This window comes from Niveispirillum lacus (assembly GCF_002251795.1).
Taxonomy (GTDB): domain Bacteria; phylum Pseudomonadota; class Alphaproteobacteria; order Azospirillales; family Azospirillaceae; genus Niveispirillum; species Niveispirillum lacus.
Window position 1 is genome coordinate 203,197 of the sequence record NZ_NOXU01000026.1, and the last position, 22,192, is coordinate 225,388.

19 protein-coding genes are annotated in these 22,192 nt (G+C 60.7%); 14 read left to right on the forward strand and 5 right to left on the reverse strand.

Annotated elements, in window-relative coordinates; all coding sequences use genetic code 11:
• Positions 1 to 332: 332 nt before the first annotated feature.
• The 4 genes from CHU95_RS08910 to CHU95_RS08925 all read left to right on the forward strand — a co-directional run bounded on the left by CHU95_RS08910 (position 333) and on the right by CHU95_RS08925 (position 4,318).
• The gene (locus tag CHU95_RS08910; protein ID WP_094455805.1) at positions 333 to 1,340 is read left to right on the forward strand and encodes a sulfate ABC transporter substrate-binding protein; all 1,008 of its coding nucleotides are present in this window, start codon (positions 333 to 335) and stop codon (positions 1,338 to 1,340) included.
• Between the two features lie 201 nt (positions 1,341 to 1,541).
• Positions 1,542 to 2,396 (forward strand): sulfate ABC transporter permease subunit CysT, encoded by an 855-nt coding sequence (gene cysT / locus CHU95_RS08915; RefSeq protein ID WP_094455806.1) that lies wholly within the window; start codon positions 1,542 to 1,544, stop codon positions 2,394 to 2,396.
• Position 2,397: 1 nt separating this feature from the next.
• Positions 2,398 to 3,261, forward strand: a complete 864-nt coding sequence (gene cysW / locus CHU95_RS08920; protein WP_094455808.1) for a sulfate ABC transporter permease subunit CysW — start codon at positions 2,398 to 2,400, stop codon at positions 3,259 to 3,261.
• A gap of 13 nt (positions 3,262 to 3,274) precedes the next feature.
• Entirely contained in the window at positions 3,275 to 4,318 is a 1,044-nt protein-coding gene (locus CHU95_RS08925; RefSeq protein WP_094455810.1) for a sulfate/molybdate ABC transporter ATP-binding protein, read from the forward strand.
• A gap of 210 nt (positions 4,319 to 4,528) precedes the next feature.
• Here the strand turns inward: CHU95_RS08925 and CHU95_RS08930 are convergent, their stop codons facing one another.
• On the reverse strand, positions 4,529 to 4,822 hold the full coding sequence (locus CHU95_RS08930) for a DUF1244 domain-containing protein (protein ID WP_094455812.1): 294 nt from the start codon (positions 4,820 to 4,822) through the stop codon (positions 4,529 to 4,531).
• A gap of 219 nt (positions 4,823 to 5,041) precedes the next feature.
• Between CHU95_RS08930 and CHU95_RS22405 the strand changes: the two genes are divergently transcribed.
• The 4 genes from CHU95_RS22405 (at position 5,042) to CHU95_RS08945 (ending at position 8,665) form a co-directional block, all read left to right on the forward strand.
• The gene (locus CHU95_RS22405) at positions 5,042 to 5,218 is read left to right on the forward strand and encodes a hypothetical protein (protein ID WP_165772099.1); all 177 of its coding nucleotides are present in this window, start codon (positions 5,042 to 5,044) and stop codon (positions 5,216 to 5,218) included.
• 202 nt (positions 5,219 to 5,420) lie between these two features.
• Positions 5,421 to 7,076, forward strand: coding sequence for a long-chain-fatty-acid--CoA ligase (locus tag CHU95_RS08935; RefSeq protein WP_094455814.1), 1,656 nt, complete (start codon positions 5,421 to 5,423; stop codon positions 7,074 to 7,076).
• Between the two features lie 102 nt (positions 7,077 to 7,178).
• Positions 7,179 to 7,700 (forward strand): GNAT family N-acetyltransferase, encoded by a 522-nt coding sequence (locus CHU95_RS08940; RefSeq protein WP_094455816.1) that lies wholly within the window; start codon positions 7,179 to 7,181, stop codon positions 7,698 to 7,700.
• A gap of 395 nt (positions 7,701 to 8,095) precedes the next feature.
• Positions 8,096 to 8,665 (forward strand): DJ-1/PfpI family protein, encoded by a 570-nt coding sequence (locus tag CHU95_RS08945; RefSeq protein WP_094455951.1) that lies wholly within the window; start codon positions 8,096 to 8,098, stop codon positions 8,663 to 8,665.
• Between the two features lie 132 nt (positions 8,666 to 8,797).
• On the opposite strand, the gene CHU95_RS08950 is transcribed toward CHU95_RS08945, so the two are convergent.
• From CHU95_RS08950 to CHU95_RS08960, 3 genes are all read right to left on the reverse strand, one after another.
• On the reverse strand, positions 8,798 to 9,271 hold the full coding sequence (locus tag CHU95_RS08950) for a PilZ domain-containing protein (RefSeq protein ID WP_094455818.1): 474 nt from the start codon (positions 9,269 to 9,271) through the stop codon (positions 8,798 to 8,800).
• 107 nt (positions 9,272 to 9,378) lie between these two features.
• Positions 9,379 to 11,982 (reverse strand): ABC transporter permease, encoded by a 2,604-nt coding sequence (locus CHU95_RS08955; RefSeq protein ID WP_094455953.1) that lies wholly within the window; start codon positions 11,980 to 11,982, stop codon positions 9,379 to 9,381.
• A 1-nt stretch (position 11,983) separates the two neighbouring features.
• Entirely contained in the window at positions 11,984 to 12,712 is a 729-nt protein-coding gene (locus tag CHU95_RS08960) for an ABC transporter ATP-binding protein (protein WP_245838070.1), read from the reverse strand.
• 115 nt (positions 12,713 to 12,827) lie between these two features.
• Between CHU95_RS08960 and CHU95_RS08965 the strand changes: the two genes are divergently transcribed.
• From CHU95_RS08965 to CHU95_RS08985, 5 genes are all read left to right on the forward strand, one after another.
• Complete coding sequence (locus CHU95_RS08965) at positions 12,828 to 13,427, forward strand: arylesterase (protein ID WP_207762429.1); 600 nt, start codon at positions 12,828 to 12,830, stop codon at positions 13,425 to 13,427.
• Positions 13,427 to 14,563 (forward strand): FIST signal transduction protein, encoded by a 1,137-nt coding sequence (locus tag CHU95_RS08970; protein ID WP_094455823.1) that lies wholly within the window; start codon positions 13,427 to 13,429, stop codon positions 14,561 to 14,563. Before CHU95_RS08965 ends, CHU95_RS08970 begins: the two co-directional genes overlap by 1 nt.
• Positions 14,564 to 14,896: 333 nt before the next feature.
• Positions 14,897 to 16,585 (forward strand): methyl-accepting chemotaxis protein, encoded by a 1,689-nt coding sequence (locus CHU95_RS08975; RefSeq protein ID WP_094455825.1) that lies wholly within the window; start codon positions 14,897 to 14,899, stop codon positions 16,583 to 16,585.
• Between the two features lie 100 nt (positions 16,586 to 16,685).
• Positions 16,686 to 17,513: an SGNH/GDSL hydrolase family protein gene (locus CHU95_RS08980; RefSeq protein ID WP_165772100.1), complete on the forward strand. Its 828-nt coding sequence runs from the start codon at positions 16,686 to 16,688 to the stop codon at positions 17,511 to 17,513.
• A gap of 63 nt (positions 17,514 to 17,576) precedes the next feature.
• The gene (locus tag CHU95_RS08985) at positions 17,577 to 20,438 is read left to right on the forward strand and encodes an ATP-dependent DNA helicase (RefSeq protein WP_094455830.1); all 2,862 of its coding nucleotides are present in this window, start codon (positions 17,577 to 17,579) and stop codon (positions 20,436 to 20,438) included.
• 8 nt (positions 20,439 to 20,446) lie between these two features.
• Here CHU95_RS08985 and CHU95_RS22410 read toward each other — a convergent pair whose 3' ends face one another.
• Positions 20,447 to 20,608, reverse strand: coding sequence for a hypothetical protein (locus tag CHU95_RS22410; protein ID WP_165772101.1), 162 nt, complete (start codon positions 20,606 to 20,608; stop codon positions 20,447 to 20,449).
• 279 nt (positions 20,609 to 20,887) lie between these two features.
• Between CHU95_RS22410 and ahcY the strand changes: the two genes are divergently transcribed.
• A complete protein-coding gene (gene ahcY / locus CHU95_RS08990) occupies positions 20,888 to 22,183 on the forward strand; it encodes an adenosylhomocysteinase (protein ID WP_094455833.1) in 1,296 nt (431 codons plus the stop codon).
• The last annotated feature ends 9 nt before the right edge of the window (positions 22,184 to 22,192 follow it).

Sequence of the window (22,192 nt, forward strand, 5' to 3'; positions counted from 1 at the left end):
TGCATGCCTGCAGGTGGCACGCTTTCTGTTGGACGCACGCTGCGACGGCACGATGCCGTTACCAGCGCTAAGATACTGATTTACATAGATTATATGAAAATACACTTCGCGGACTAGTAAAATACCCCCTTCGTTGGAAAAACAACATTTTCCTACCGTTAAAAAATCATATTGACACCACGTGATGACAAGGCGAAAGTCCATATCACCGATAGGGATTACCCCGACGGTCGCGGCAATTTGATCGCGCAGCTTGCGCCGCGTCACCAAACGCTAAAGCGCCACGAACCATGCTTCGTGGCAGCCGCCTGATGGATGAAGGAGTTTCCACGATGAAATGGTTTAAGCGAGTCGCCATCACCACCGCCGCACTTGCCACCCTGGCCGTGTCGCCTGTGTGGGGCAGCGGTCAGATTCTCAACGTCTCCTACGACCCGACCCGTGAACTTTACAAAGAGTTCAACGCCGCCTTTGCCAAACATTGGAAGGCCACGACGGGCGAAGAGCTGGAGATCAAGGTTTCGCATGGCGGTTCCGGCAAGCAGGCCCGCTCCGTCATTGACGGGCTGGACGCCGATGTCGTGACCCTCGCCCTGGCATCGGACATTGACGCGATTGCCGAGAACTCGGACCTCCTGTCCAAAGATTGGCAGGCCAAGCTGCCCTATAATTCAACACCCTATACCAGCACCATCGTGTTCCTGGTCCGCAAGGGCAACCCCAAGGGCATCAAGGACTGGGATGATCTGGTGAAGCCTGGCATCCAGGTGATCACGCCCAACCCCAAGACCTCGGGCGGGGCGCGCTGGAACTATCTGGCTGCCTGGGGCTATGCGGCGGACAAGGCCGGTGGCAGTGACGCGGCGGGCAAGGAATTCGTGACCAAACTGTTTAAGAATGTACCGGTGCTGGATACCGGTGCCCGTGGTTCCACCACGACCTTTGTCCAGCGTGGCATTGGTGACGTGCTGCTGGCCTGGGAAAATGAGGCGTTCCTGGCCATCAATGAACTGGGCGCCGACAAGCTGGAGATCGTGGTGCCGTCCGTCTCCATCCTGGCCGAACCGCCGGTGGCTGTGCTGGACAAGAATGTTGATCGCAAGGGCACACGCAAGGTGGCCGAAGCTTACCTGACCTATCTCTACACGCCCGAGGGTCAGGAACTGGCTGCCAAGCATTATTATCGCCCGCGCCTTCCCCAGTTGGCCCAGAAATACGCCCACCAGTTCCCAAACATCAAACTGTTCGATATTAACAAGTTCGGTGGCTGGACCGTGGCTCAGAAAACCCACTTTGCCGACGGCGGTGTGTTCGACGAGATCTACAAGCCCGGTCAGTAATAGCGATGTTAACCACTGCACCCTTTGTGGTGGTGCAGAATCAGACTACCCTTACCCCCAGAGCCAGTTCCCCGCCGGACCCGACAGGGTCGGCGGGGTCTGTGCGTCAAGAAAGGGGGCATTTTTGGACAGGAACTTTGCCTTGCCTTCACTGCCATCCTTTCAGCGCCGCGTCGGCATTGCCCATCGCGGGGGCATAGCATGACGGTGTCTTCCGGCTTCTCGCTTTTCCGACGGCGCAACCGTTCCATCATACCGGGCTTTGGCCTGACGATGGGCATAACGCTGACATATCTGACCCTGATCGTGCTGATACCGCTGGCGGCCCTGGTGATCCGCCCCTGGGAGATCGGCCTGTCGGGCTTTTTGCATCAGGTCACAGAACCGCGTGTGCTGGCGGCACTGCGCCTGTCGTTCGGGGCGGCATTTGTGGCGGCGGCCATCAATGCGGTGTTCGGGCTGGCGGTGGCCTGGATGCTGGTGCGTTATGATTTCTGGGGCAAGCGGGTGGTGGATGCCACTGTCGATCTGCCCTTTGCCCTGCCCACGGCCGTGGCTGGTATCGCGCTGACCGCCCTTTACGCGCCCAATGGCTGGATAGGGCAGTTCCTGGACCCGTTGGGGATCAAGGTTGCCTACACGCCGCTGGGCGTCGTGGTAGCGCTGACCTTTATCGGCTTGCCGTTTGTGGTGCGCACGGTTCAACCGGTGCTGGAAGAACTGGATACCGAACTGGAGGAAGCAGCGGCCTGTTTGGGTGCCACGCGGTTTGAAACCTTCATGCGCGTCATCTTCCCCGTGATCTTCCCAGCCCTCCTGACCGGCTTCGCTCTCGCCTTGGCGCGGGCGGTTGGGGAGTACGGGTCGGTAATCTTCATTGCCGGCAATATGCCCATGGTGTCGGAAATCGCGCCGCTGCTGATCGTGATTAAGCTGGAGCAGTTCAACTATGCCGGCGCCGCCTCTGTCGGTATCGCCATGCTGATCCTGTCCTTCATCATGTTGCTGGTGATCAATCTGTTGCAGCGCTGGTCGCGCCGCTGGGCGGGGGTGTGAGATGAGCGGACATACCCCCAAATCCCGCGTGACCCTGTCGGAGCCCACTTGGGTCAAGGCACTGATCATGCTGGCAGGCCTGGGCTTTCTGGGCTTTTTCATCCTGCTGCCGTTGGCAGCCGTGTTCACCGAGGCTTTGCGCCGTGGCTTCGGCGCCTATGCCGAGGCATTGGTGGAACCCGACGCGCTGGCCGCCATCAAACTGACCTTGCTGGTCGCCGTCATCGCCGTGCCCGCGAATGTGGTCTTCGGCATTGCCGCCGCCTGGGCCATCGCCAAGCACAAGTTTCCCGGCAAATCCCTGCTGCTGACCCTGATTGATCTGCCCTTTTCGGTAAGTCCGGTCATCTCCGGCCTGGTCTATGTGTTGTTATTCGGGGCGCACGGTCTGTTGGGGCCGTTTTTGCGTGAACATGGCGTGCAGATCGTATTCGCAGTGCCAGGTTTGGTGCTGGCAACCATGTTTATCACCTTCCCCTTTGTGGCGCGCGAACTGATCCCCCTGATGCAGGCCCAGGGTGTGGATGAGGAAGAGGCGGCGATAACGCTGGGCGCCAGCGGTTGGCAGACCTTCCGTCGCGTGACTCTTCCAAATATTCGCTGGGGCCTGCTTTATGGCGTGTTGCTGTGTAACGCCCGCGCCATGGGAGAGTTTGGGGCTGTGTCGGTCGTGTCCGGTCACATCAGGGGTGAGACCAATACCATGCCCCTGCATGTGGAGATCCTCTATAACGAGTACAATTTCGTGGCGGCCTTTGCGGTGGCCTCGCTTCTGGCCATCCTGGCCCTGGTGACGCTGGTCGCCAAATCGCTGCTGGAATGGCGTCACGGCGCCGAATTGGCAGCCACCGCCCGCCGCCATTGATGGGAATGGACCGATGAGCATCAACATCAATAACCTGACCAAGCGTTTCGGTGGCTTCGCAGCGGTCGATGGGATCGACCTGGATATTCACTCTGGTGAACTGATGGCCCTGCTGGGTCCGTCCGGATCGGGCAAGACCACCTTGCTGCGCATGATCGGCGGTCTGGATTTTGCCGATGAGGGTACGCTGCTGATCGAGGGGGAGGATGCCACGATCGCCGAACCGCACGCGCGCCGCGTGGGGTTTGTGTTCCAGCACTATGCGCTTTTTCGGCATATGAGCGTCTTTGAAAATGTGGCCTTTGGGCTGCGCGTATCCCGTCGCCGCCCGAAAATTTCCGAAGCGGAAATCCGTACCCGGGTTATGAACCTTCTGGAATTGGTGCAACTGGCCCCGCTGTCAGACCGTTACCCCAACCAGTTGTCGGGCGGTCAGCGGCAACGTGTGGCCCTGGCCCGCGCGCTGGCCACCGAACCACGTGTGCTGTTGCTGGATGAGCCGTTCGGTGCGCTTGATGCCAAGGTACGTAAGGAGCTGCGCCGCTGGTTGCGCGATATTCACAAGGGTATGGGTGTCACGACAGTGTTCGTGACCCATGACCAGGAAGAGGCGCTCGAACTTGCTGATCGTGTCGCGATTTTGAACAAGGGACGCATCGAACAGGTGGGCACCCCGGCAGAAGTTTATGATAATCCGGCCTCTGCTTTTGTCTGTGACTTCCTGGGGGGAGGCACGCGACTGGAGTGTGTCGTAGCCGATGGGGCGGCGGTGATCGGCGGGGCCCGGGTACCCGTGGTCAATGATCTACCCCCGCCAGGACCGGCCACCGCCTATATCCGCGCCCACGATATTGATTTGGCACCGGCGGGTGAGGCGGGGACTTTGCCGGCCATCATCCGTCTGATCCAGCCCGTGGGGCCGCAACTGCGCCTGGATCTGGACCTGGATGGCAAGGTGGTGGAGGCCGTTCTGGACCGACACGCCACACCGTTGCTCCTGGCGCCGGGACAGGCCGTATCACTGCGTCTGCGTCGTGCCAATGTCTATCCCGCCTGATACCCAGTTTTGATGAGGGGAACTCATCACACCCTTAGTAAGGTAACGACTGCCAGCCTCAGGCGCCCTTGATCAGAACCGGCAGGTTCTGATCAAGGTTGCAAACTATAGGATGCGATTGATCGTGTCGTTCGCGCCGCAAATGTTTTCATTTGCGGTGATGCTGGTTACTGCATGCCCGGCATCGTCACCGGCGCCCTGTGATACTGCTCAATGCCCATTGGCCTGTTGGAACGCAGCCTTCTGTTCTGGCGTTGCCTCCCGCTGGTGTCTGGCCTTCCATTCCTCGTATGGCATGCCATAGATCCGTTCGCGTGCAGCCGCATCGGTGATCTCTATCCCGCGTTCTACCGCGGCAGCCCGGTACCATTTGGACAAGCAGTTACGACAAAAGCCGGCCAGATTCATCATATCGATGTTCTGCACGTCTGTTCGGGCCTGCAAGTGGGCCACCAAATGGCGGAAGGCCGCCGCTTCAAGTTCCGTTTGGGTCTGGTCATCCATAAAACTGGCTTTCTTCGCAAGGGTGGCAATCGCACCGATCCAGTTGGTGTATCTCAGTGCGCTTTTAAAGGAAACCTTCTAAAATTTTAGGTGAATATAGTGCACTACTTTTTCTATTGCAGCGATTTCCAAGACATGCATCAATGGACTCAAGACCAAAGTACCTAACCATAAGTATCGTCCACCAAAACAAGCCACACCAGCATCCACGGGGTCTCCATGGTCATTGATATGCGTACACGCCTGCCGCACGGGCACATCGCCAATCATGCAGCTACAATCAGCTTTCACGCCCAACAACTTAGCCGCTGTGCGGCCGAATTGACCGCTGCCCTTGAAGCGCTACAGGCGCTTGATATGCGGGAATTGCTGGCGGAGTTTGAGGCCTGCCGCTGACTGGCTGGTCCCGAACACCCGATTGATGTCCGTCTGGCCAAAGCCCGGCGCCGAAACGGCAGCCGGGCTTTTTCGTGTGCATATGTCTCCGCGGCGAGGATTTTTTGGAACAAGCGTTTAAATGCCTCTGGAAAGCGGCTGTGGAAAGCCCCAAGCTATATGCATTCGAGCCATAACAAAAACGCTTGGGAGGACGATCCGAATGCTTGCAGGGTTGATGATGGACCGGCCGTTGCTGACGACTGGTTTGCTACGGCATGCCGCCTTGAACTACGGAGACCAGGAAATCACCTCGCGTTTCGCGCTGGAAGATCCGCATCGCTACACATGGCGGGATGCTTGGCATCGATCGGCGCGGTTGGCCCATGCCCTGAATGGGTTAGGCGTGAAGCCCGGTGATCGGGTGGGAACGGTGGCCTGGAACGACCATCGGCACCTGGAGCTCTATTACGCGCTGCCGGGAATTGGAGCGGTGTGTCACACCATCAATCCACGGCTGTTCCCGGATCAGATCACCTATATCGTCAACCATGCCGAAGATCGGTTTCTGTTCATTGATCCCATGTTTCTACCGCTTGTGGAAAAGCTGTGGCCAGCCTTTCAGCAGGTAGAAGCGGTGATTGTCATGACCAGGCCGGACCTGATGCCGGCCGCCAGTGCCATCCCCAACCTTCTCTGTTATGAAACCTTGCTGGCCGGCCAAGCCGACACGTTTGACTGGCCTGAATTCGACGAGAATACGGCATGCGGGCTTTGCTATACCTCCGGTACGACGGGAAACCCTAAGGGGGTGCTCTATTCCCATCGATCCTCGGTCCTGCATGCGTATGGCGTATTGACAGCACCGGGCCTGGATGTGCGGTCAGCATCGACGATTCTGGTGGTGGTACCACTCTTTCATGCCAATGCCTGGGGTTACCCCTATGCCGCCGCCATTGCCGGAGCGCGGATGGTGCTTCCCGGGCCCAAGCTGGATGGCAAGAGTGTTTATGAACTGATGGAGCAGGAACAGGTCACCATCTCCTCTGGGGTGCCGACTGTCTGGCTGGGTCTTCTGGCCCATCTGCGCAGCACGGGCGCAAAGTTCACCAGCTTGAAGAGTGTGACGGTCGGTGGGTCCGCCTTGCCACGGGCCATGCTGGAGGAATTTGAACTGACCCACGGCGTGGCCTGTGTCCAGGGCTGGGGCATGACCGAAATGTCGCCCGTTGGCAGCGTCGGCGCTCTGTCTCAGGCCGAGGCCAAACTGCCCATGGAGAAGCAGCATGATGCCAAAATGCGGGCGGGTCGCCCGCTTTACGGTGTGGAAATGCGTGTCATTGGCCCGGATGGTCAGGATCAGCCGCGTGACGGCACCTCCTATGGCGAACTGGTCGTGCGCGGTCCGTGGATCACCCGGGGCTATTACCGGGAGGAGAAGGCGAATGCGGGCGCTTTCACGCCCGATGGCTGGTTCAGGACCGGTGATGTGGCCGTGATCAGCCCCGATGGCGCCATGAGCATTGTTGATCGCGCCAAGGATGTGATCAAGTCCGGCGGTGAGTGGATCAGTTCCATTGATCTGGAAAACGCCGCCATGGGGCATCCATCGGTGCAGGAGGCGGCCGTGGTCGGTGTGCCCCATCCACGATGGGTCGAACGCCCCTTGCTGATCATCGTTCCCCGTGCTGGACATGCGGCCGACAAGGACGCGCTGATGCGCCATCTTGAAGGCGAGGTGGCCAAATGGTGGCTGCCCGACGACATTGTCTTTGTTAACGAGTTGCCCCACACGGCTACAGGTAAGATCCTGAAAACCGAACTGCGTAAGCGGTTCCTGAACCATGCCCTGCCAAACGCTGGGGCCGCAGCCGAATAGAACCGCGGCCGGTGCAGACCATGACGTGAAGCAATTCACACGGGTACTGATGCCGGCCGCGTCTATCCTGGGACCGATAACGCAACCCAGGATCGTCGCGTCATGAACCCTGACCCCATCGCCGCCCTGCTCGACACATTGGCCGACATGCAGGCCCGCGTTGCCGGCCAGGCTGACCGGGCGGCGCTGCGGCAGATCGTGGGGGCGGATACGGGCGAGATGCTCACCGGCGTTCCGGCTTCGGCGCGTGCTCTGCTGATTGGTGCCCAGGTGGAGGGCCGTCTGTCAGCGCTGATGCGGGATCATCCGCTGGCCAGCATCCTGTTGCTGTCGCATGCCGGCCGCCCCATTGGTCTGTTGATCCTGGACTGGCCCTCCACCGGCCCCGTCACGCTTGTTGATTTAACCCTGTTGCCCGAACTTCGGCGGCGGGGTCACGGGACCTCTGCGCTGTCCGCGCTGTGTGCCGTTGCTGACCGATTTGGGCGATCATTACGTGCGCGGTTATTTTACGATAACCCGGCGCATAGGCTATTGGACCGGACCGGGTTTGTGCCGGTGGGCGGGACAGTGCTGGACATCGTCAAGGAACGGGCCCCAGTTAATCTTCCGCTGACCTGTTAAGATCGGACTTATGGCGTGACCGCCGACCGGTGATGGCTGGTTTGAGGGAATTGCGGATTGACCTTCCGCGCACAAAGGCCCAATTACCGCGCCATGCATGAAAAGACGTAATCCGCCCCCAGTCCCCGTGGGACCCCAAGGGGGGCTCTAGCCCGACCAGCACCGCATAGACGGGCTGGAACGGATGCCAGTGCCGTACCTGGAACAGTCCCAATTCCGCCCTGACATGGCAGCAGCGTCATCGGGACCGGATTTAATGGGGATGCGGGATCGAGCGCCGCTTTCGGCATGGCAAATTGGACGTGACCGGCCCGGCTGGCGCGTTCCCTGTCCATGGTTTCACCGACCCCGGGTCGGGCCCCGAAACCACCGGACCAACAGAAGGAGACGAGACCTTGACCGAACAACTGCTTGCCGGAAAGAACATCGCCATTCTTGTGGCCAATGGCTTTGAAGAACTGGAGATGACCGAGCCGCAGCGCGCCTTGCTGAAGGCTGGCGCAAAGCCGAAAGTGATTTCGCCCGAACAGGGCCTGGTCAATGGCTGGCACGGAGCCGCCTGGGGACATTATTTCCCCACTGATCGTCATGTCGGCGAAGTTCTGGCGGCTGATTTCGACCTGCTGGTCCTGCCCGGCGGCGATCGTTCCGTGGCCAAGTTGGCCAGCAATCCCCACACCCGCCGCATCGTGGGCAGCTTTGTCGATAGCGGCAAAGGCATTGCCGCCTTCGGCAAGGGTGTCGAGCTCCTAGCTCTGGTGGAACGGATCAAGGGTCGCACCGTGACCGGTGCCGACAGCGCCAAGGCGACACTGGAGGCTGCTGGTGCCAAATGGTCTGACGATGAGATTGTGCAGGATCGCTTCTTGCTGACCGCCAAGAGCAATGAAGATATGAGCGGGCTGATTGATGCGATGCTGCGCAACTTCGTTGCCGCCGTTGAGCAGCGCAAGGCCGCTGCCTGAGTCCGGTGTCGGTCAGGTTCTTCTAAACCCATCTGGCCGACATTCAAAAAAAAACCCCGCCATCATGACGATGGCGGGGTTTTTTGTTGCCGCATCAGGCCGTCGCTTGGGACAAGCGCGAGCAGAATCCGATCAAATCGACCAGGTCAATCGGATCTGGCCCGGTTCCAATGCAACGATACGGGCGGTACGATCTTCTACCCACCCATGGACGGAGAACAGGCCAACGGCACCTGCGTCAACCCCCTCTGGCCCCGTACAGGCAAAACAGGCGCCAGTACGCGACAGGTTGACGGTTTCGCCGCGGATAACCCGATCCCCGACAGCCAGGAGGGCCGGGCTTCGCACAGGAACGCGCGGGAAGCGCCGGCGTTCGGTGGTCGGCCGCTTGTCCATGCTGACAGGCATCGTCACATCGTCACGATGGGCCAGCCATTCGGCCATATCGACCCAGCGCTGGCTTTCATTCGGGTCATCGGTATTGAGCGCCGCTTGCCAGCAGGCGATCAGTTTGGCGTTCAGCGCCTCATCCGGGATGGCATCCGCCGTGCCATTGGCGCTTGCGGCCGGTTCCTTGACCACTGGATCGATGATCGCCGGGTCCATTGTTGTCACCTGTATCACTGTCCCATCCGCGATAGGGGAGGACCCCACGCTTATCACGCGTGGGGGACCACCTTTTGCATATTTACAACAGACGGGATCAGGTCTCGTCAATCAATCCTAAGGACAGGGGCGGCTGGCTGACCCAGGGCGCGCCAAGTCCCAATGAAGCCCAAGGTCAGGGTGATGGCGGTACAAATCAAAGCCGTGCTGATTACGGCCCAGGGCATGAAGTGGAAGGAGAAATCCATCACTTCGGTGATCACAATCCAGGCGACCACCGTACCCAGAATTCCCGAAATCGCTGCCGTGATCAGGCCCAGAAGTCCGTATTCCAACAGGAAAGCGCGTAGAACGGTGGTGCGGGTGGCGCCCAGCACCTTCAGGACCACGGCGTCATAGACCCGGCGGCGATGGCCTGCCGCCACCGCGCCAGCCAGTACCAAGGTGCCGGCTAGCAGGGTCACTGCCGCCGTCAACCGGACGGCCAACCCCACATTCATCAGAATCCCCGACACCGTATCCAGGGCATCCTTGACACGGACGGCGCTGATATTGCTGAACTTTACCGCTACATTGCGCTGCACAGCCGATTCCGAGGCCTCCGGCACGCGCACCGTTGCTAGGTAGGTCTGGGGTGCCGACTCTAGAACCCCGGGAGAGAAGACCAGGGTGAAGTTGATGGTGATCGTATCCCAATCCAGTTCACGGACCACCGCAACTTCCCCCTCGATATCACGGCCGAGGACATTGATGGTCATTGTCGCACCGGGTCCGATACCAAAACTCTCCGCAATCTCCTTTGAAACGGCCAGTTTGGGCGGGCCTTGATAATCTGCCGGCCACCATTCGCCGGCCAGGACCGTGTCATTGGCCGGGGCCTTGGCCTGCCAGGTGATGCCGCGGTCACCATTCAGAACCCAGGAATATTCCTTGGTCTTCAGCGCTTTTTCCGCCTCTACTCCGTTGATGGCAACGATTCGGGCGCGCAGATTGGGCACGAGGTTTAGGTCTTCCGTACCAGGTACGGCCAATACTGTCTGGCTGAATTCCTCCACCTGATCAGGCTGGATATCGACGAAGAAAAAGGCCGGCGCATCAGTCGGCAGGCGGTCGGAGACTTCCTTCTGGAAATTCCCTTCGATCAGGGCAATTGCGACCAGGACGGTCAGGCCCAGGCCCAGTGACAGGACCACGGCACTGGTCGGGCTGCCGGGACGGTGGATATTGGCCAGCGCCAGTCGAAGGACAGGCAGGCGCGGCCTGCCTGCCGCCTTGGCCAGTTTTGTCACACCGATACCAGCCAGCCAGAACAGCCCTAACACCATTACGGAGCCAATAACGAAGGAGATGGCGAACCCTTTCTCTTCTGCTGTCGCAACGGCCAACGTCCCCAAGGCCAAACCGGATGCGGCAATCCCCAGAAGATAAGCGAAGCGTGGTGTGCCCTTGGCCTTCTGCACCACTTCCCGGAACAGCGCGATGGCCGGAACTTCGCGCGCGTGACCCAATGGCCATAGCGAGAAAGCCAGGGCGGTCAGAAACCCGAAACCTGCGGCGATAGCCAATGCCTGCGGATAGACCCCGATCCGTGCTGTAATAGGTAACACTTCCGCCAGTGCCTGGCCGGCCGCCAGGGGGCCGGCCGTACCCACCGCCAGACCGATAGCGATGCCAATCGATGACAGTGCCAAAATCTGAATGAGATAGGTTTTGAAGATCAGCGAACCCGACGCGCCGACGCATTTCAGCATGGCGATGGTGTTCGATTTGGCATCCATATACGCACGCACTGCATTACCGACGCCAACCCCGCCCACCAGCAGCGCCGTCAACCCAACCAGGGTCAAAAACAGGGTCATGCGGTCGATGAAACGCGACAATTGCGGGGCGGCATTCAGATAATCTCGCAGCCGCCACGGCGCATCGGGCAGTTCGGCCTTTGCCTGTTCTCGGAACTCTTTGATGCCAATCCCATCCTTCAGCCGGACTTGGTAGGACCAGGTGATCAGGCTGCCGGGTTGCACCAACTCTGTGCGTGCCAGGGCCGCATCGGACACCATCAGTCGGGGGCCAAGAGAGAAGCTGCCCGATCCGGCCTTGTCCGGTTCACGCGCGATCAGACCTCGTACCTCCACCTCTGTGCCGCCGACACTGACCAGGGAACCGGTTTTCAGGTTCAGGCGGGTGGCGAGGGTATCTTCCACCACCGTACCGAAACGGCCCTGCCTTTCGGCCAGAAGGGCCTGGATATCCACCGCTTGTGGCAATCCATCCGGCCCTTGAATCTCAAAGGTCCCATAAAGCGGGTAATTGGGGCTGACTGATTTCAGCTCAACCAGGGCGCTGGTGCCGCCATCTTGCGGATCGCGGGCCATCGCCCGCATTTCGGCCGAGGTCATCACCTCGCCCCTGCTTGTCAGGAACGCCAGTTGTTCGGGCGTCGCTTCGCGATACAGGATACGCGCGGCAACGTCCCCACCCAGAATGGCGCGTCCGTCACTGCGCATGCCATTCTCAATCCCGCTTGATATTGACTGCACCGTTGCGATGGCACCAACACCGATAGCCAGACAGGCGATGAAAATCCGAAAACCGGAGAGCCCGCCGCGCAGTTCACGTCGCGCGATGGTGAATGCCAATTTCCATTCTGACAGCCAAGTGCCCTTGGGCGGTGCCGTCACCGTTCCGGTGGAAAGCGTTGTTGCAGTCATCTCAATGCCCCGCCGCCCGACGCTGCACATCGCCGCGTGCGTCATCCACAATCAGCCCGTCGACCAGGCGGATCACCCGGTCACATTGCCGGGCCAAACCCGAATCATGAGTGATCAGGACAATGGTTGTGCCCACCCGGTCGGCCATAGCGAACATCAGTTCGATGATGCGTTTGCCCGTATCCCCGTCCAGATTGCCTGTGGGTTCATCCGCCAGCAGCAGGGATGGTTCTGGCGCAAAGGCGCGGGCCAAGGCCACACGCTGCTGTTCACCGCCCGACAATTGGCCAGGATAATGGGTCAGGCGATGGCCCAGGCCGACGGCTTCCAGCCCCTTGCGAGCCCGCTCGAACGCATCAGGCGCCCCGGCAAATTCCAACGGAATGGCGACATTCTCCAGCGCCGTCATGGTGGGTATGAGGTGGAAGGACTGGAATACGATCCCCACCTCATCGCGGCGGAAGCGGGCTAACGCATCTTCGTCCATGCGTGTCAATTCATGCCCTTTGACCTGCACGGAACCGGAGGTTGGGGGCTGCAATCCGCCCAGGATCATCATCATGGATGATTTTCCAGACCCGCTGGGCCCCACGACCCCTACCTTTTCGCCACGGCCGACATGCAGATCAATTCCTTTCAGGATGTTGACGCTGCCCGCCTCGCTCTCCAGCTTAAGACGGATATCGCGCAACTGCACAACGGGATCGGCCGGAACAATGGGCATCGCCATGACAAACCTTTGCAGCAAGGGTGATCCGAACCGATATGGCCTTTTAGGGTCGGCTTTCAACCGACTCGGAACTGTGATCTTGCTGCTTTTGTGCCTTTTGGCACCACGCGCCGCGATGGCGCAGGTCACACCTGCCACGTCAGGCGGGCCAATAAAAATTATCGTACTGGGTGACAGCTTGTCCGCCGGCTACAAACTGCCGCGTGAGGCCGCCTTCACCAGCCAGTTGGAAGTGGCACTGAAGGCCAAGGGCTATGACGTCACTGTGCCCAATACCGGGGTCTCCGGCGAAACCACTTCGGGCGGGCTTTCCCGCCTGGACTGGGTCCTGGGGGACAAACCGGACATGATGATTGTCGAACTGGGTGCCAATGACGGGCTGCGGGGCATTGATCCCGCCCGCACACGGGAAAATCTTGATAAGATCCTGTCGAAGCTGAAGGAAAAGAAAGTGCCGGTGCTGTTGGCCGGTATGATGGCACCGCGCAATCTGGGCAGCGAATACGCAAAGGTGTTCGATGCGATCTATCCTGACCTTGCCAAGAAACATGGGGTGCCGCTTTACCCCTTTTTCCTGGAAGGGGTGGCCATGGACCCGAAACTGAATCAGGAAGATGGCATGCATCCCACGGCTGAAGGGGTGGCCGTGATCGTCAAGAATATCATGCCCTCCGTTATGGCGGTGTTGGACACGATGAAGGCCGGGGCTAAGTGATGGAAGACCCGCGCGACGATGCCCCGCTCTTTGCCAGCGCCACTGGGACCGGTGCCGATTGGTCTAGCGCTGCCAAGGACTGCCTAAATAATCTGACCCTGGTGCCCGGTGCGAATTTCGGTGTGCTTTATGTCACCGACCATCTGGCCGACCAGTTGGGTAGTGTCGCCACTCTGTTGCGCGGGGTTACGGGTGTCCGCGACTGGGTAGGGACAGTTGGGTTGGGGGTGCTGGGTGCGGGCGTGGAGATTTTCGACCGGCCGGCCGTCTCTGTTCTGATCGGGCGACTGGCAGCGGGAGCCACAAGGCTCTTGGGACCGCTGACCGACGCCATGGCGCCGTTGGACGCGGCAACGCCATGGCTGCGTGACCATGCCCCCTTGCTGATGCTGATGCATGGTGACCCACGACACGCGCGCCTGCCTGGTCTGTTGACCGATGTGGCGGGGCGGACGGGCAGTTTCATCGTTGGGGGATTGACGGCATCGCGCGGGGAACAGGCGGTGTTATGCGGTCACGATATTAATCCGGGTCTATCGGGCATCATGTTCGATGCTGAAGTGCCGGTGGCGACTGGCCTCAGCCAGGGCTGTACCCCCATTGGCCCGGTCCGCACCGTCACCCGATCTGACGCACATGTGGTCATGGAGATCGATGGTCTACCAGCCCTGTCGGTCCTTAAAGCCGACATCGGTCCGGATCTGGCCGGTGACCTACGCCGCATTGGTGGCCTGATCATGGCCGGGCTGCCCGTCCGTGGCGATGATCGCGGCGACCGACTGGTCCGGGACCTGACCGCCATTGATCTGGAACGCGGGTGGCTTGCCATCGGGGAAACTATTGCCAATGGCCTAGCGATCCAGTTTTGCCGTCGGGACGCCCAAGCGGCTGAAGTCGACCTTGATCGCATGCTTGAAGGGTTAAAGCGCCGCTTGCCGACGGGCCAGGCGCCGCGCGCCGGCATCTATGTCACTTGTGTCGCCCGTGGTGCCCGGCTTTTTGGCAGAGAGGGTGCAGAGATTGAGCTGATCCACCGCCATCTGGGTGATTTTCCACTCACCGGTTTTGCAGCGGGTGGCGAAATCTCCAATGCCCGTCTTTACGGCTATACCGGGGTGCTTACCCTGTTTCTCTAGGGACATAGCCGTATATCTTCCCTTTGAATTAGCTCAGTCGTAACACCAAAGTTATTGGGTGGATGCCGCTTGTCCTTCTTGTATGCGTATCTGATTGCCATAAATATAAACCAACAAAAAACACCCTTGAACTAAAAAGTGACGCAATCACATCAGAGATAATAATTCTATAACTGAATGATATATTCAAGACTCTGTGTGTGTTTGGCTAGGAAACATAGATTGCGATTAATTTATTTATTTTAACTATCAGGCGGCTCCCCCAATAAGAGGCCATAGGCCTTTCCCGATGCCGATACACGCCGGCGAACCGGACGTGGAATGGAGACAAACATGCTTGCCACCCTGCGCAACCTGTCAATTGCCCGCAAACTGCTGATGGCTTTCGGCGCTCTTGTCCTGACGTCAGCGGCGGTCGGGATGATCAATCGCGGTCAGTTGACGTTCATTGAAGCCGGTAATGTTGAAACTGTGCATACCTATGAGGTCATGCGCACGGTACGACAGCTTACCCTTGCCAAAGTTGATCAGGAAACAGGCCTGCGTGGTTTCCTTCTGACCGCAGACGACAACTTTCTGGAACCCTATTATGCAGGGATAAAGAATTTTGACGACAGTTTCGCCCGCGCCAGTGAACTGACCAAAAACGATCCGGAGCAGCAGGCGCGGCTGCGCGACATCAAGCAGGCCTCCGACGCTTGGAACCGCGATGTGGCGGAGCCCATGATTGCCGGTATGAAAGATCCGGCCACCCGCGAAGCAACCCGTGCCATGGCCGCCACAGGTATTGGCAAGACCCGCATGATCGCCCTGCGAGCCAAAGTGGAAGAGGTGCAGGACACGCAGCGTGCGCTGCTGGAAAGCCGTCGTGAAGGGTTGCAAGGCGCCTTTTTGACAGCGAACATTGCCACCATTGCGGGGGCCATTGGGTCGCTGATCATCGCCATCGGTGCGGGTCTGGCGCTTGCGGGTGCCATTGCACGACCGATCGTTAAAATGACCGATCAGATGGGCTTGTTGGCGGGCGGGGATAAGACCATCACGGTCGTTGGTCTGGACCGCAAGGATGAAGTCGGGGGCATGGCCCGTGCGTTGGAAGTGTTCCGTCAGAACGCGATCCGCGCCGATGAACTGGCCGCCGAACAGGCCCGTGAACAAGCGGCCAAAGTGCGCAGGACCCAGGCCATCGAAGATCTGATTGCTCGCTTCGACCGTGAGGTCTCAGACGTCCTCGGCAGTGTGACCGGGGCCACCAGTCAGTTGGATGCTACTGCCCAGGGCATGACCGCGATTGCTGAGGAAACGCGCGCCCAAGCCACCGCGACTGCCAGTGCTGCGGATCAGACCGCCGCCAATGTACAGACAGTCGCTTCTGCGGCTGAAGAGATGGCCAGTTCAATCCAGGAAATCGCGCGCCAGGTCGTGCATTCTACCCAGGTGGCCGATCAGGCCGCCGACCAGGCCGCGCGCACCAATGATACAGTGCAGACGCTCGCCGAAGCAGCTCAGCGTATCGGGACCGTGGTGCAGTTGATTTCCGAGATTGCCAGCCAGACCAACCTTCTGGCGTTGAATGCAACGATTGAGGCGGCGCGAGCCGGAGAGGCGGGCAAAGGCTTTGCCGTTGTTGCGTCAGAAGTGAAAAGCCTTGCCAACCAGACCGCCAAGGCCACGGATGAGATCGCCTTGCAGATACAGTCTATGCAGGCGGTAACAGGGGATGCGGTGGGGGCCATCGGTTCCATCACCGGTACGATCGGCCAGATCAACGAAGCCATGGCCACCATTTCCGCTGCGGTGGAACAGCAGAATGCCACAACGCTGGAGATCAGCCGCAATGTGCAGCAGGCGGCATTGGGCACGCGGGAAGTTTCGTCCAACATTGCCACGGTAACCCAGGCGGCTGGGGAAACCGGTGCATCCGCCACCCAGGTGCTGGGGGCTGCTCGTGAACTGGGCGAACAGGCCGAAATCATGAAGAACAGGGTCGAGACCTTCCTCTCCGGTATCCGGGCGGCCTGATCCCAGCCCTGTTCACAGGATGGGCGGTCCGGTTCCTTGGTTTGGGAATCGGCCTGGGGTCTGGCAGGGTGGCGGAGGTTTCAGCTCTGTGGTGGCCGCCATGCGCCTTCTCTGCCTTGCCTTGTTGTCATCTTTGTTGACCGCCTGCGCCGGCGGTCAACAATCACTGCCACCGGGGGCATCTTATGTCGCGATGGGCAGTTCGTTTGCTGCCGGCCCTGGTCTTCTGCCCTATGTTCCGGGCGCGCCCGCACGCTGTGCCCGGTCCAGCCGCAACTATGCCCAGCAGTTGGCGGTGAAACGCGGTCTTGCCCTGGTGGATGTCACCTGTTCCGGGGCTGCGACCGGAGCGGTGCTGGATGGCTGGAACGAACTGCCGGCACAAATGACGGCCATTGGTACCGATACGCGCTTGGTCACGATAACCATCGGCGGCAATGATGTTGCCTATATCGGCAATATGATCGCTGCCTCTTGTCAAATACTTGCCGCCGGTGCCGGCCAGGGCATGGATAAGTGCCGGGCACCCGCTTGGCCGACCGAAGACGGGTTCCAGCGCCTGGACACATCGTTGCGCAGGGTTGCCGCAGAAATCCGTAGCCGCGCACCTGAAGCCATTGTGGTTTTTGTGGACTATGCCGCAATCCTGCCACCAATCGGCACCTGTGCTGCAACCCCCTTGTCGGCAGAGTCCGCTGAGCGACTGCGGGACATAGACCGGCGGCTTCGGGGCTTGACGGCTGCCGCCGCGGAGGCGTCCGGGACCTTTTTGCTGAAGGTCTCTGATCTCTCACGTGATCACGGGGCTTGCTCTACAGTATCCTGGATGACTGGTTATCCTGCACCCCCCGGCGTAGCGCCCTACCACCCCAACCTTGCAGGGATGACGGCGGTGGCTGAGGCGTTGGACCGGTTACTGCCGCGCTGATCGATTGGTGATGTTCCCGTTTTGTTGATGCATGGCTGCTGGAGTTGCCTATACTCCGCCGCCATGAGCGAGATTGTCCCCTTCCGCCGGCCCGGCGCCGACAAGGTGCCAGACGCGGCCACCAAGCTGCGTACGGCACCGCCGCGCCTGCTGTTACCCGATGCGCCGGCCATTGTGGTAGGCGCGCGGGGCGTTACGTGGGTGACCCCTGATGGGGAGGTGGACCTGATCCCGCACGACGAGGCAGCATACCGCCTGCGTCACCAGAATGTGATTATGGTCCATGCTCGTGCTGTGGCCCGACGCCTGAGGTCAGAACGGATGGCCGATCCGTTCGACCTGCTGGAACTGTTCGCCTTTGTTCGGCCTGCACGGTTCTGCCTGCCCACGCCCAAGGGGTTGGCCGAGGCGACGGGACAGCCCATCCCCGCCGATCCGGAGGCAGAGGCCCTGTCTCTGATTGACAGTGCCCGCGCGCTTCTGTCTGAACTGGCCGAGAATAATCGCCCCGAACCCGACGGGGAGAAGCGTAAACTACCCCGCGAACGGTCGGACGCTGCCGGCATCGGCTGGTTCATGGGGCAGGCGGGCTGGTCCTGGGCGCCGTCAGTGATGGCTGCATTAGGCTTGCCCCATGGTCCCGGCGACGGGCGGGCTCGGCGCGGCCTGATGGTCTGGAACCACCTAAAGGAATGGCAGGCGGAGGCGCCGGAACCACCGCCCGGCCATATCCCCGTGGAACCGGCGGAGGCGCGCTGGCGTCTGGCCGAACTGGTGGGTAGCGGGGCCGGGGCCGAACCGCGCCCGCAGCAGGCCGACTATGCCAGCGCCGTCTCCAGCGCCTTCACCCCGCGTGAGGAACAGGGCGTACCCAATGTGGTTCTGGCAGAGGCCGGGACGGGCGTTGGTAAGACCTTGGGCTATTTGGCGCCCGCCACGGTCTGGGCGGAAAAGAACAGCGGACCCGTCTGGATATCGACCTATACCCGCCAACTTCAGCAGCAGATCGACAAGGAACTGGACCGGCTGCATCCCGACCCGGCGGTGAAGGCCAAGCGGGTGGTGGTGCGCAAGGGGCGGGAGAATTACCTGTGCCTGCTGAACCTGGAGGAAGCGGCCAATATCGCCCATACCCAGCCGGCCTATGCCAATGCCATCGGTCTGATGGCCCGCTGGGCGGCGGCCACGCGTGATGGCGACATGGCGGGCGGGGATTTTCCTGGCTGGCTGGTGGATATTCTGGGCAAGGGGCGCACGCTGGGCCTTGCGGATCGGCGGGGCGAATGTGTCTACAATGCCTGTTCGCACTATTCCCGGTGTTTCATAGAGAAGTCCGTCAGGCGGGCGCGCAAAGCCGACATTGTGGTGGCTAACCATGCTCTGGTCATGGTGCAGGCGGCGCTGGGCGGGGGGGATGATGCCTATGTCCCCACCCGCTATGTCTTCGACGAGGGGCATCATGTCTTTGATGCCGCCGACAATGCCTTTGCCGGCCACCTGACAGCGGCAGAGGCGGCGGAGTTGCGCCGCTGGCTGCTGGGAGCGGAAGTATCGGGCCGCAGCCGGGCACGCGGCCTGCGCCGGCGGGTGGAGGATCTGGTCGGTGGGGACAAGGTCTCCCTGGACCTGCTGCAGGAGATACAGCAGGCGGCCCAGATCCTGCCGGGTGAAGCCTGGTCGCAGCGCATCCATGGCGGGGAGGTGAAGGGCCCGTTGGAGGCCTTCCTGGCCGGGGTGCGCGGACAGGTCTACGCCCGCGCCCAGGGCGTGGATAATCCCTACAGCCTGGAAACCGATTGCAAGCCCGTGGCCGAGGGGCTGGTCGATTTGGCCATCGACCTGGATACCGCTCTTTTGAAACTGGCCACGCCGTTGGAGAAGCTGGCCGACCGGTTGAAGGAGATGCTGGACGAAGAAAGCGACGAATTGGAGGCCGAAACCCGGCGCCGCATGGACAGCGTGGCGCGCGCCTGCAAACGCCGCGCACAGAATGAAGTCAATGGCTGGCGGCTGATGCTGCAAAGCCTGAAGGATGAGACGCCGCGTAAGTTCGTGGACTGGTTCGGGATTGAGCGGGTGGAAGGACGCGATTTTGACCTGGGTATGTATCGCCACTGGGTCGACCCCACTATTCCCTTTGCTGATACGGTGGGAACGGCGGCCCATGGGCTGGTCCTGACCAGTGCGACCCTGACCGACGGGACCGGAGATGTGGAGCAGGACTGGCAGGCGGCGCATCTGCGCACCGGTACCGTCCATATGGCGGCTACGGCCTTGCGTGCTGCGGTACCCAGCCCCTTCGACTATGCCAACCAGACGCGGGTGCTGGTGGTCAATGATGTACGCAAGGATGATCTGGGGCAGGTGGCGGCGGCCTACCGGGAACTGTTCCTGGCGGCGGGTGGGGGCGGTCTTGGCCTGTTCACGGCGATCCAACGGTTGCGCGCCGTCCATGAACGCATCGCCGAACCGCTGGAGGCGGCGGGTATCCCGCTGCTGGCCCAGCATCTGGACGGCATGGATGTGCCCACCTTGGTGGATATCTTCAGGGGCGAGGAGGATGCCTGCCTGCTGGGTACCGATGCTGTCCGGGACGGTGTGGATGTACCGGGCCGATCCCTGCGCCTGATCGTCTTTGACCGCGTGCCCTGGCCCCGGCCCGATATCCTGCACAAGGCACGGCGGAACTATTTCGACAAGATCGCGGGCCGCCGCGGCTTTGACGACATGATCACCCGCCTGCGCCTGCGCCAGGCTTTTGGCCGATTGGTGCGCCGGGCCGATGATCAGGGGGTGTTTGTCCTGCTGGACCCGATGATGCCATCGCGCCTGCTAGGCGCTTTCCCCGACGGGGTGGAGGTGCGCAAGGTCGGTCTGGCAGAGGCGGTGCGGGTGGCCCGCGGCTTTTTGATAAAGCGCGGCTGACCCGCCCCCTATTCCCCGGATTGGCGTGAAAACGCTGCGGCCCCGCGCATCATCCGTTCCAGATCACGGATGCAATCTGTCTGCCGTGACTGGCGGCGCTGTTCGTCCGTCTGGTTCTCCGTGGTGACAACACGCCGCCCGCCACCTTGGTCCCGATCATCCATTTCCATCTGTCGTCCCACTTACAAATGGCCCCCACCGTTTCCGATAGTCCGTCAGCGGGGCGGGGGTGGCAATCCGCCTCCTTCACATGGCTGGCGTCAAAGTGTCGCGGAGCCGAAACAGAATCGCAACAAACAGATGCACACATAAAGATATCTTTATGCTTGCTTGCCATCGCTCTGCCTGATACATCCTGCACCAGACGCGGTGGCCATTATGGCATGCCGCTGTTTTGCATTCTGTAAACGCCAAGATCAGCACCTGCACGGGTGCCACCGGAGCCATCCATGACCGCCTTCACCGATTACAAGGTCGCCGACATCTCGCTGGCCGGCTGGGGCCGCAAGGAAATCACCATCGCCGAGACCGAGATGCCGGGCCTGATGGCCCTGCGTGAGGAATATGGCGCGTCCAAGCCGCTGGCCGGTGCCCGCATCGTCGGCTGCCTGCACATGACCATTCAGACGGCCGTGCTGATCGAGACGCTGACTGCCCTGGGCGCGACTGTGCGTTGGTCTTCGTGCAATATCTTCTCCACCCAGGATCAGGCCGCTGCCGCTATCGCTGCTGCCGGCATCCCGGTTTTCGCCTGGAAGGGCGAGACGGAAGAAGAATTCTGGTGGTGCATTGAGCAGACGCTGCGTGGCCCCGACGGCTGGACCCCGAACATGATCCTGGACGATGGCGGCGACGTCACCCAGATCATGCATGAGAAGTACCCGGAGATGCTGGCCGAGGTGAAGGGTCTGTCGGAAGAGACCACGACGGGCGTGCATCGTCTGTATGAGATGGTGAAGGCCGGGACCCTGAAGGTCCCCGCCATCAACGTGAATGACAGCGTCACCAAGTCGAAGTTCGACAATCTCTATGGCTGCCGGGAATCGCTGGTGGACGGCATCAAGCGCGCCACTGACGTGATGATCGCCGGCAAGGTCGCCGTCGTTGCCGGTTACGGCGACGTGGGCAAGGGCTCTGCCGCCTCCCTGCGCACCCAGGGTGCCCGCGTCCTGGTGACCGAGATCGACCCGATCAACGCGCTCCAGGCCGCCATGGAAGGCTATCAGGTTGTCACCATGGAAGAAGCAGCCCCCGTCGGCGACATCTTCGTGACCGCCACGGGCAATGTCGACGTCATCACCCAAGACCATATGCGCGCCATGAAGGATCGCGCCATCGTCTGCAATATCGGCCATTTCGACAGCGAGATTCAGATCGCCTCGCTCCAGAACTATGTCTGGGACGAAGTGAAGCCGCAGGTCGATGAGGTCGTGTTCCCCGATGGCAAGCGCCTGATCGTTCTGGCCAAGGGCCGCTTGGTGAACCTGGGCTGCGCCACCGGTCACCCCAGCTTCGTGATGTCCGCCAGCTTCACCAACCAGGTGCTGGCCCAGATTGAGCTGTGGCAGAACCATGCCAAGTACGAGAACAAGGTCTATGTGCTGCCCAAGCACCTGGACGAGAAAGTGGCCCGCCTGCATCTGGAAAAGATCGGCGCCAAGCTGACCCAGTTGACGCAGAAGCAGGCCGATTATATCGCCGTGCCGGTCCAGGGTCCGTTCAAGCCGGATCATTACCGCTACTGATTTGAGCGC

Excerpts from the sequence above, each read along its gene's own strand:
- CHU95_RS08925 (WP_094455810.1), top strand. The coding sequence starts at position 3,275 with ATGAGCATCAACATCAATAACCTGACCAAGCGTTTCGGTGGCTTCGCA.
- CHU95_RS08965 (WP_207762429.1), top strand. The coding sequence starts at position 12,828 with ATGGCGCAGGTCACACCTGCCACGTCAGGCGGGCCAATAAAAATTATC.
- CHU95_RS08940 (WP_094455816.1), top strand. The coding sequence starts at position 7,179 with ATGAACCCTGACCCCATCGCCGCCCTGCTCGACACATTGGCCGACATG.
- CHU95_RS08910 (WP_094455805.1), top strand. The coding sequence starts at position 333 with ATGAAATGGTTTAAGCGAGTCGCCATCACCACCGCCGCACTTGCCACC.
- CHU95_RS08950 (WP_094455818.1), bottom strand. The coding sequence starts at position 9,271 with ATGGACCCGGCGATCATCGATCCAGTGGTCAAGGAACCGGCCGCAAGC.
- CHU95_RS08930 (WP_094455812.1), bottom strand. The coding sequence starts at position 4,822 with ATGGATGACCAGACCCAAACGGAACTTGAAGCGGCGGCCTTCCGCCAT.
- cysW (WP_094455808.1), top strand. The coding sequence starts at position 2,398 with ATGAGCGGACATACCCCCAAATCCCGCGTGACCCTGTCGGAGCCCACT.
- CHU95_RS08980 (WP_165772100.1), top strand. The coding sequence starts at position 16,686 with ATGCGCCTTCTCTGCCTTGCCTTGTTGTCATCTTTGTTGACCGCCTGC.
- CHU95_RS22405 (WP_165772099.1), top strand. The coding sequence starts at position 5,042 with ATGGTCATTGATATGCGTACACGCCTGCCGCACGGGCACATCGCCAAT.
- CHU95_RS08955 (WP_094455953.1), bottom strand. The coding sequence starts at position 11,982 with ATGACTGCAACAACGCTTTCCACCGGAACGGTGACGGCACCGCCCAAG.
- cysT (WP_094455806.1), top strand. The coding sequence starts at position 1,542 with ATGACGGTGTCTTCCGGCTTCTCGCTTTTCCGACGGCGCAACCGTTCC.
- CHU95_RS08935 (WP_094455814.1), top strand. The coding sequence starts at position 5,421 with ATGCTTGCAGGGTTGATGATGGACCGGCCGTTGCTGACGACTGGTTTG.
- CHU95_RS08975 (WP_094455825.1), top strand. The coding sequence starts at position 14,897 with ATGCTTGCCACCCTGCGCAACCTGTCAATTGCCCGCAAACTGCTGATG.
- ahcY (WP_094455833.1), top strand. The coding sequence starts at position 20,888 with ATGACCGCCTTCACCGATTACAAGGTCGCCGACATCTCGCTGGCCGGC.
- CHU95_RS22410 (WP_165772101.1), bottom strand. The coding sequence starts at position 20,608 with ATGGAAATGGATGATCGGGACCAAGGTGGCGGGCGGCGTGTTGTCACC.
- CHU95_RS08960 (WP_245838070.1), bottom strand. The coding sequence starts at position 12,712 with ATGGCGATGCCCATTGTTCCGGCCGATCCCGTTGTGCAGTTGCGCGAT.
- CHU95_RS08970 (WP_094455823.1), top strand. The coding sequence starts at position 13,427 with ATGGAAGACCCGCGCGACGATGCCCCGCTCTTTGCCAGCGCCACTGGG.
- CHU95_RS08985 (WP_094455830.1), top strand. The coding sequence starts at position 17,577 with ATGAGCGAGATTGTCCCCTTCCGCCGGCCCGGCGCCGACAAGGTGCCA.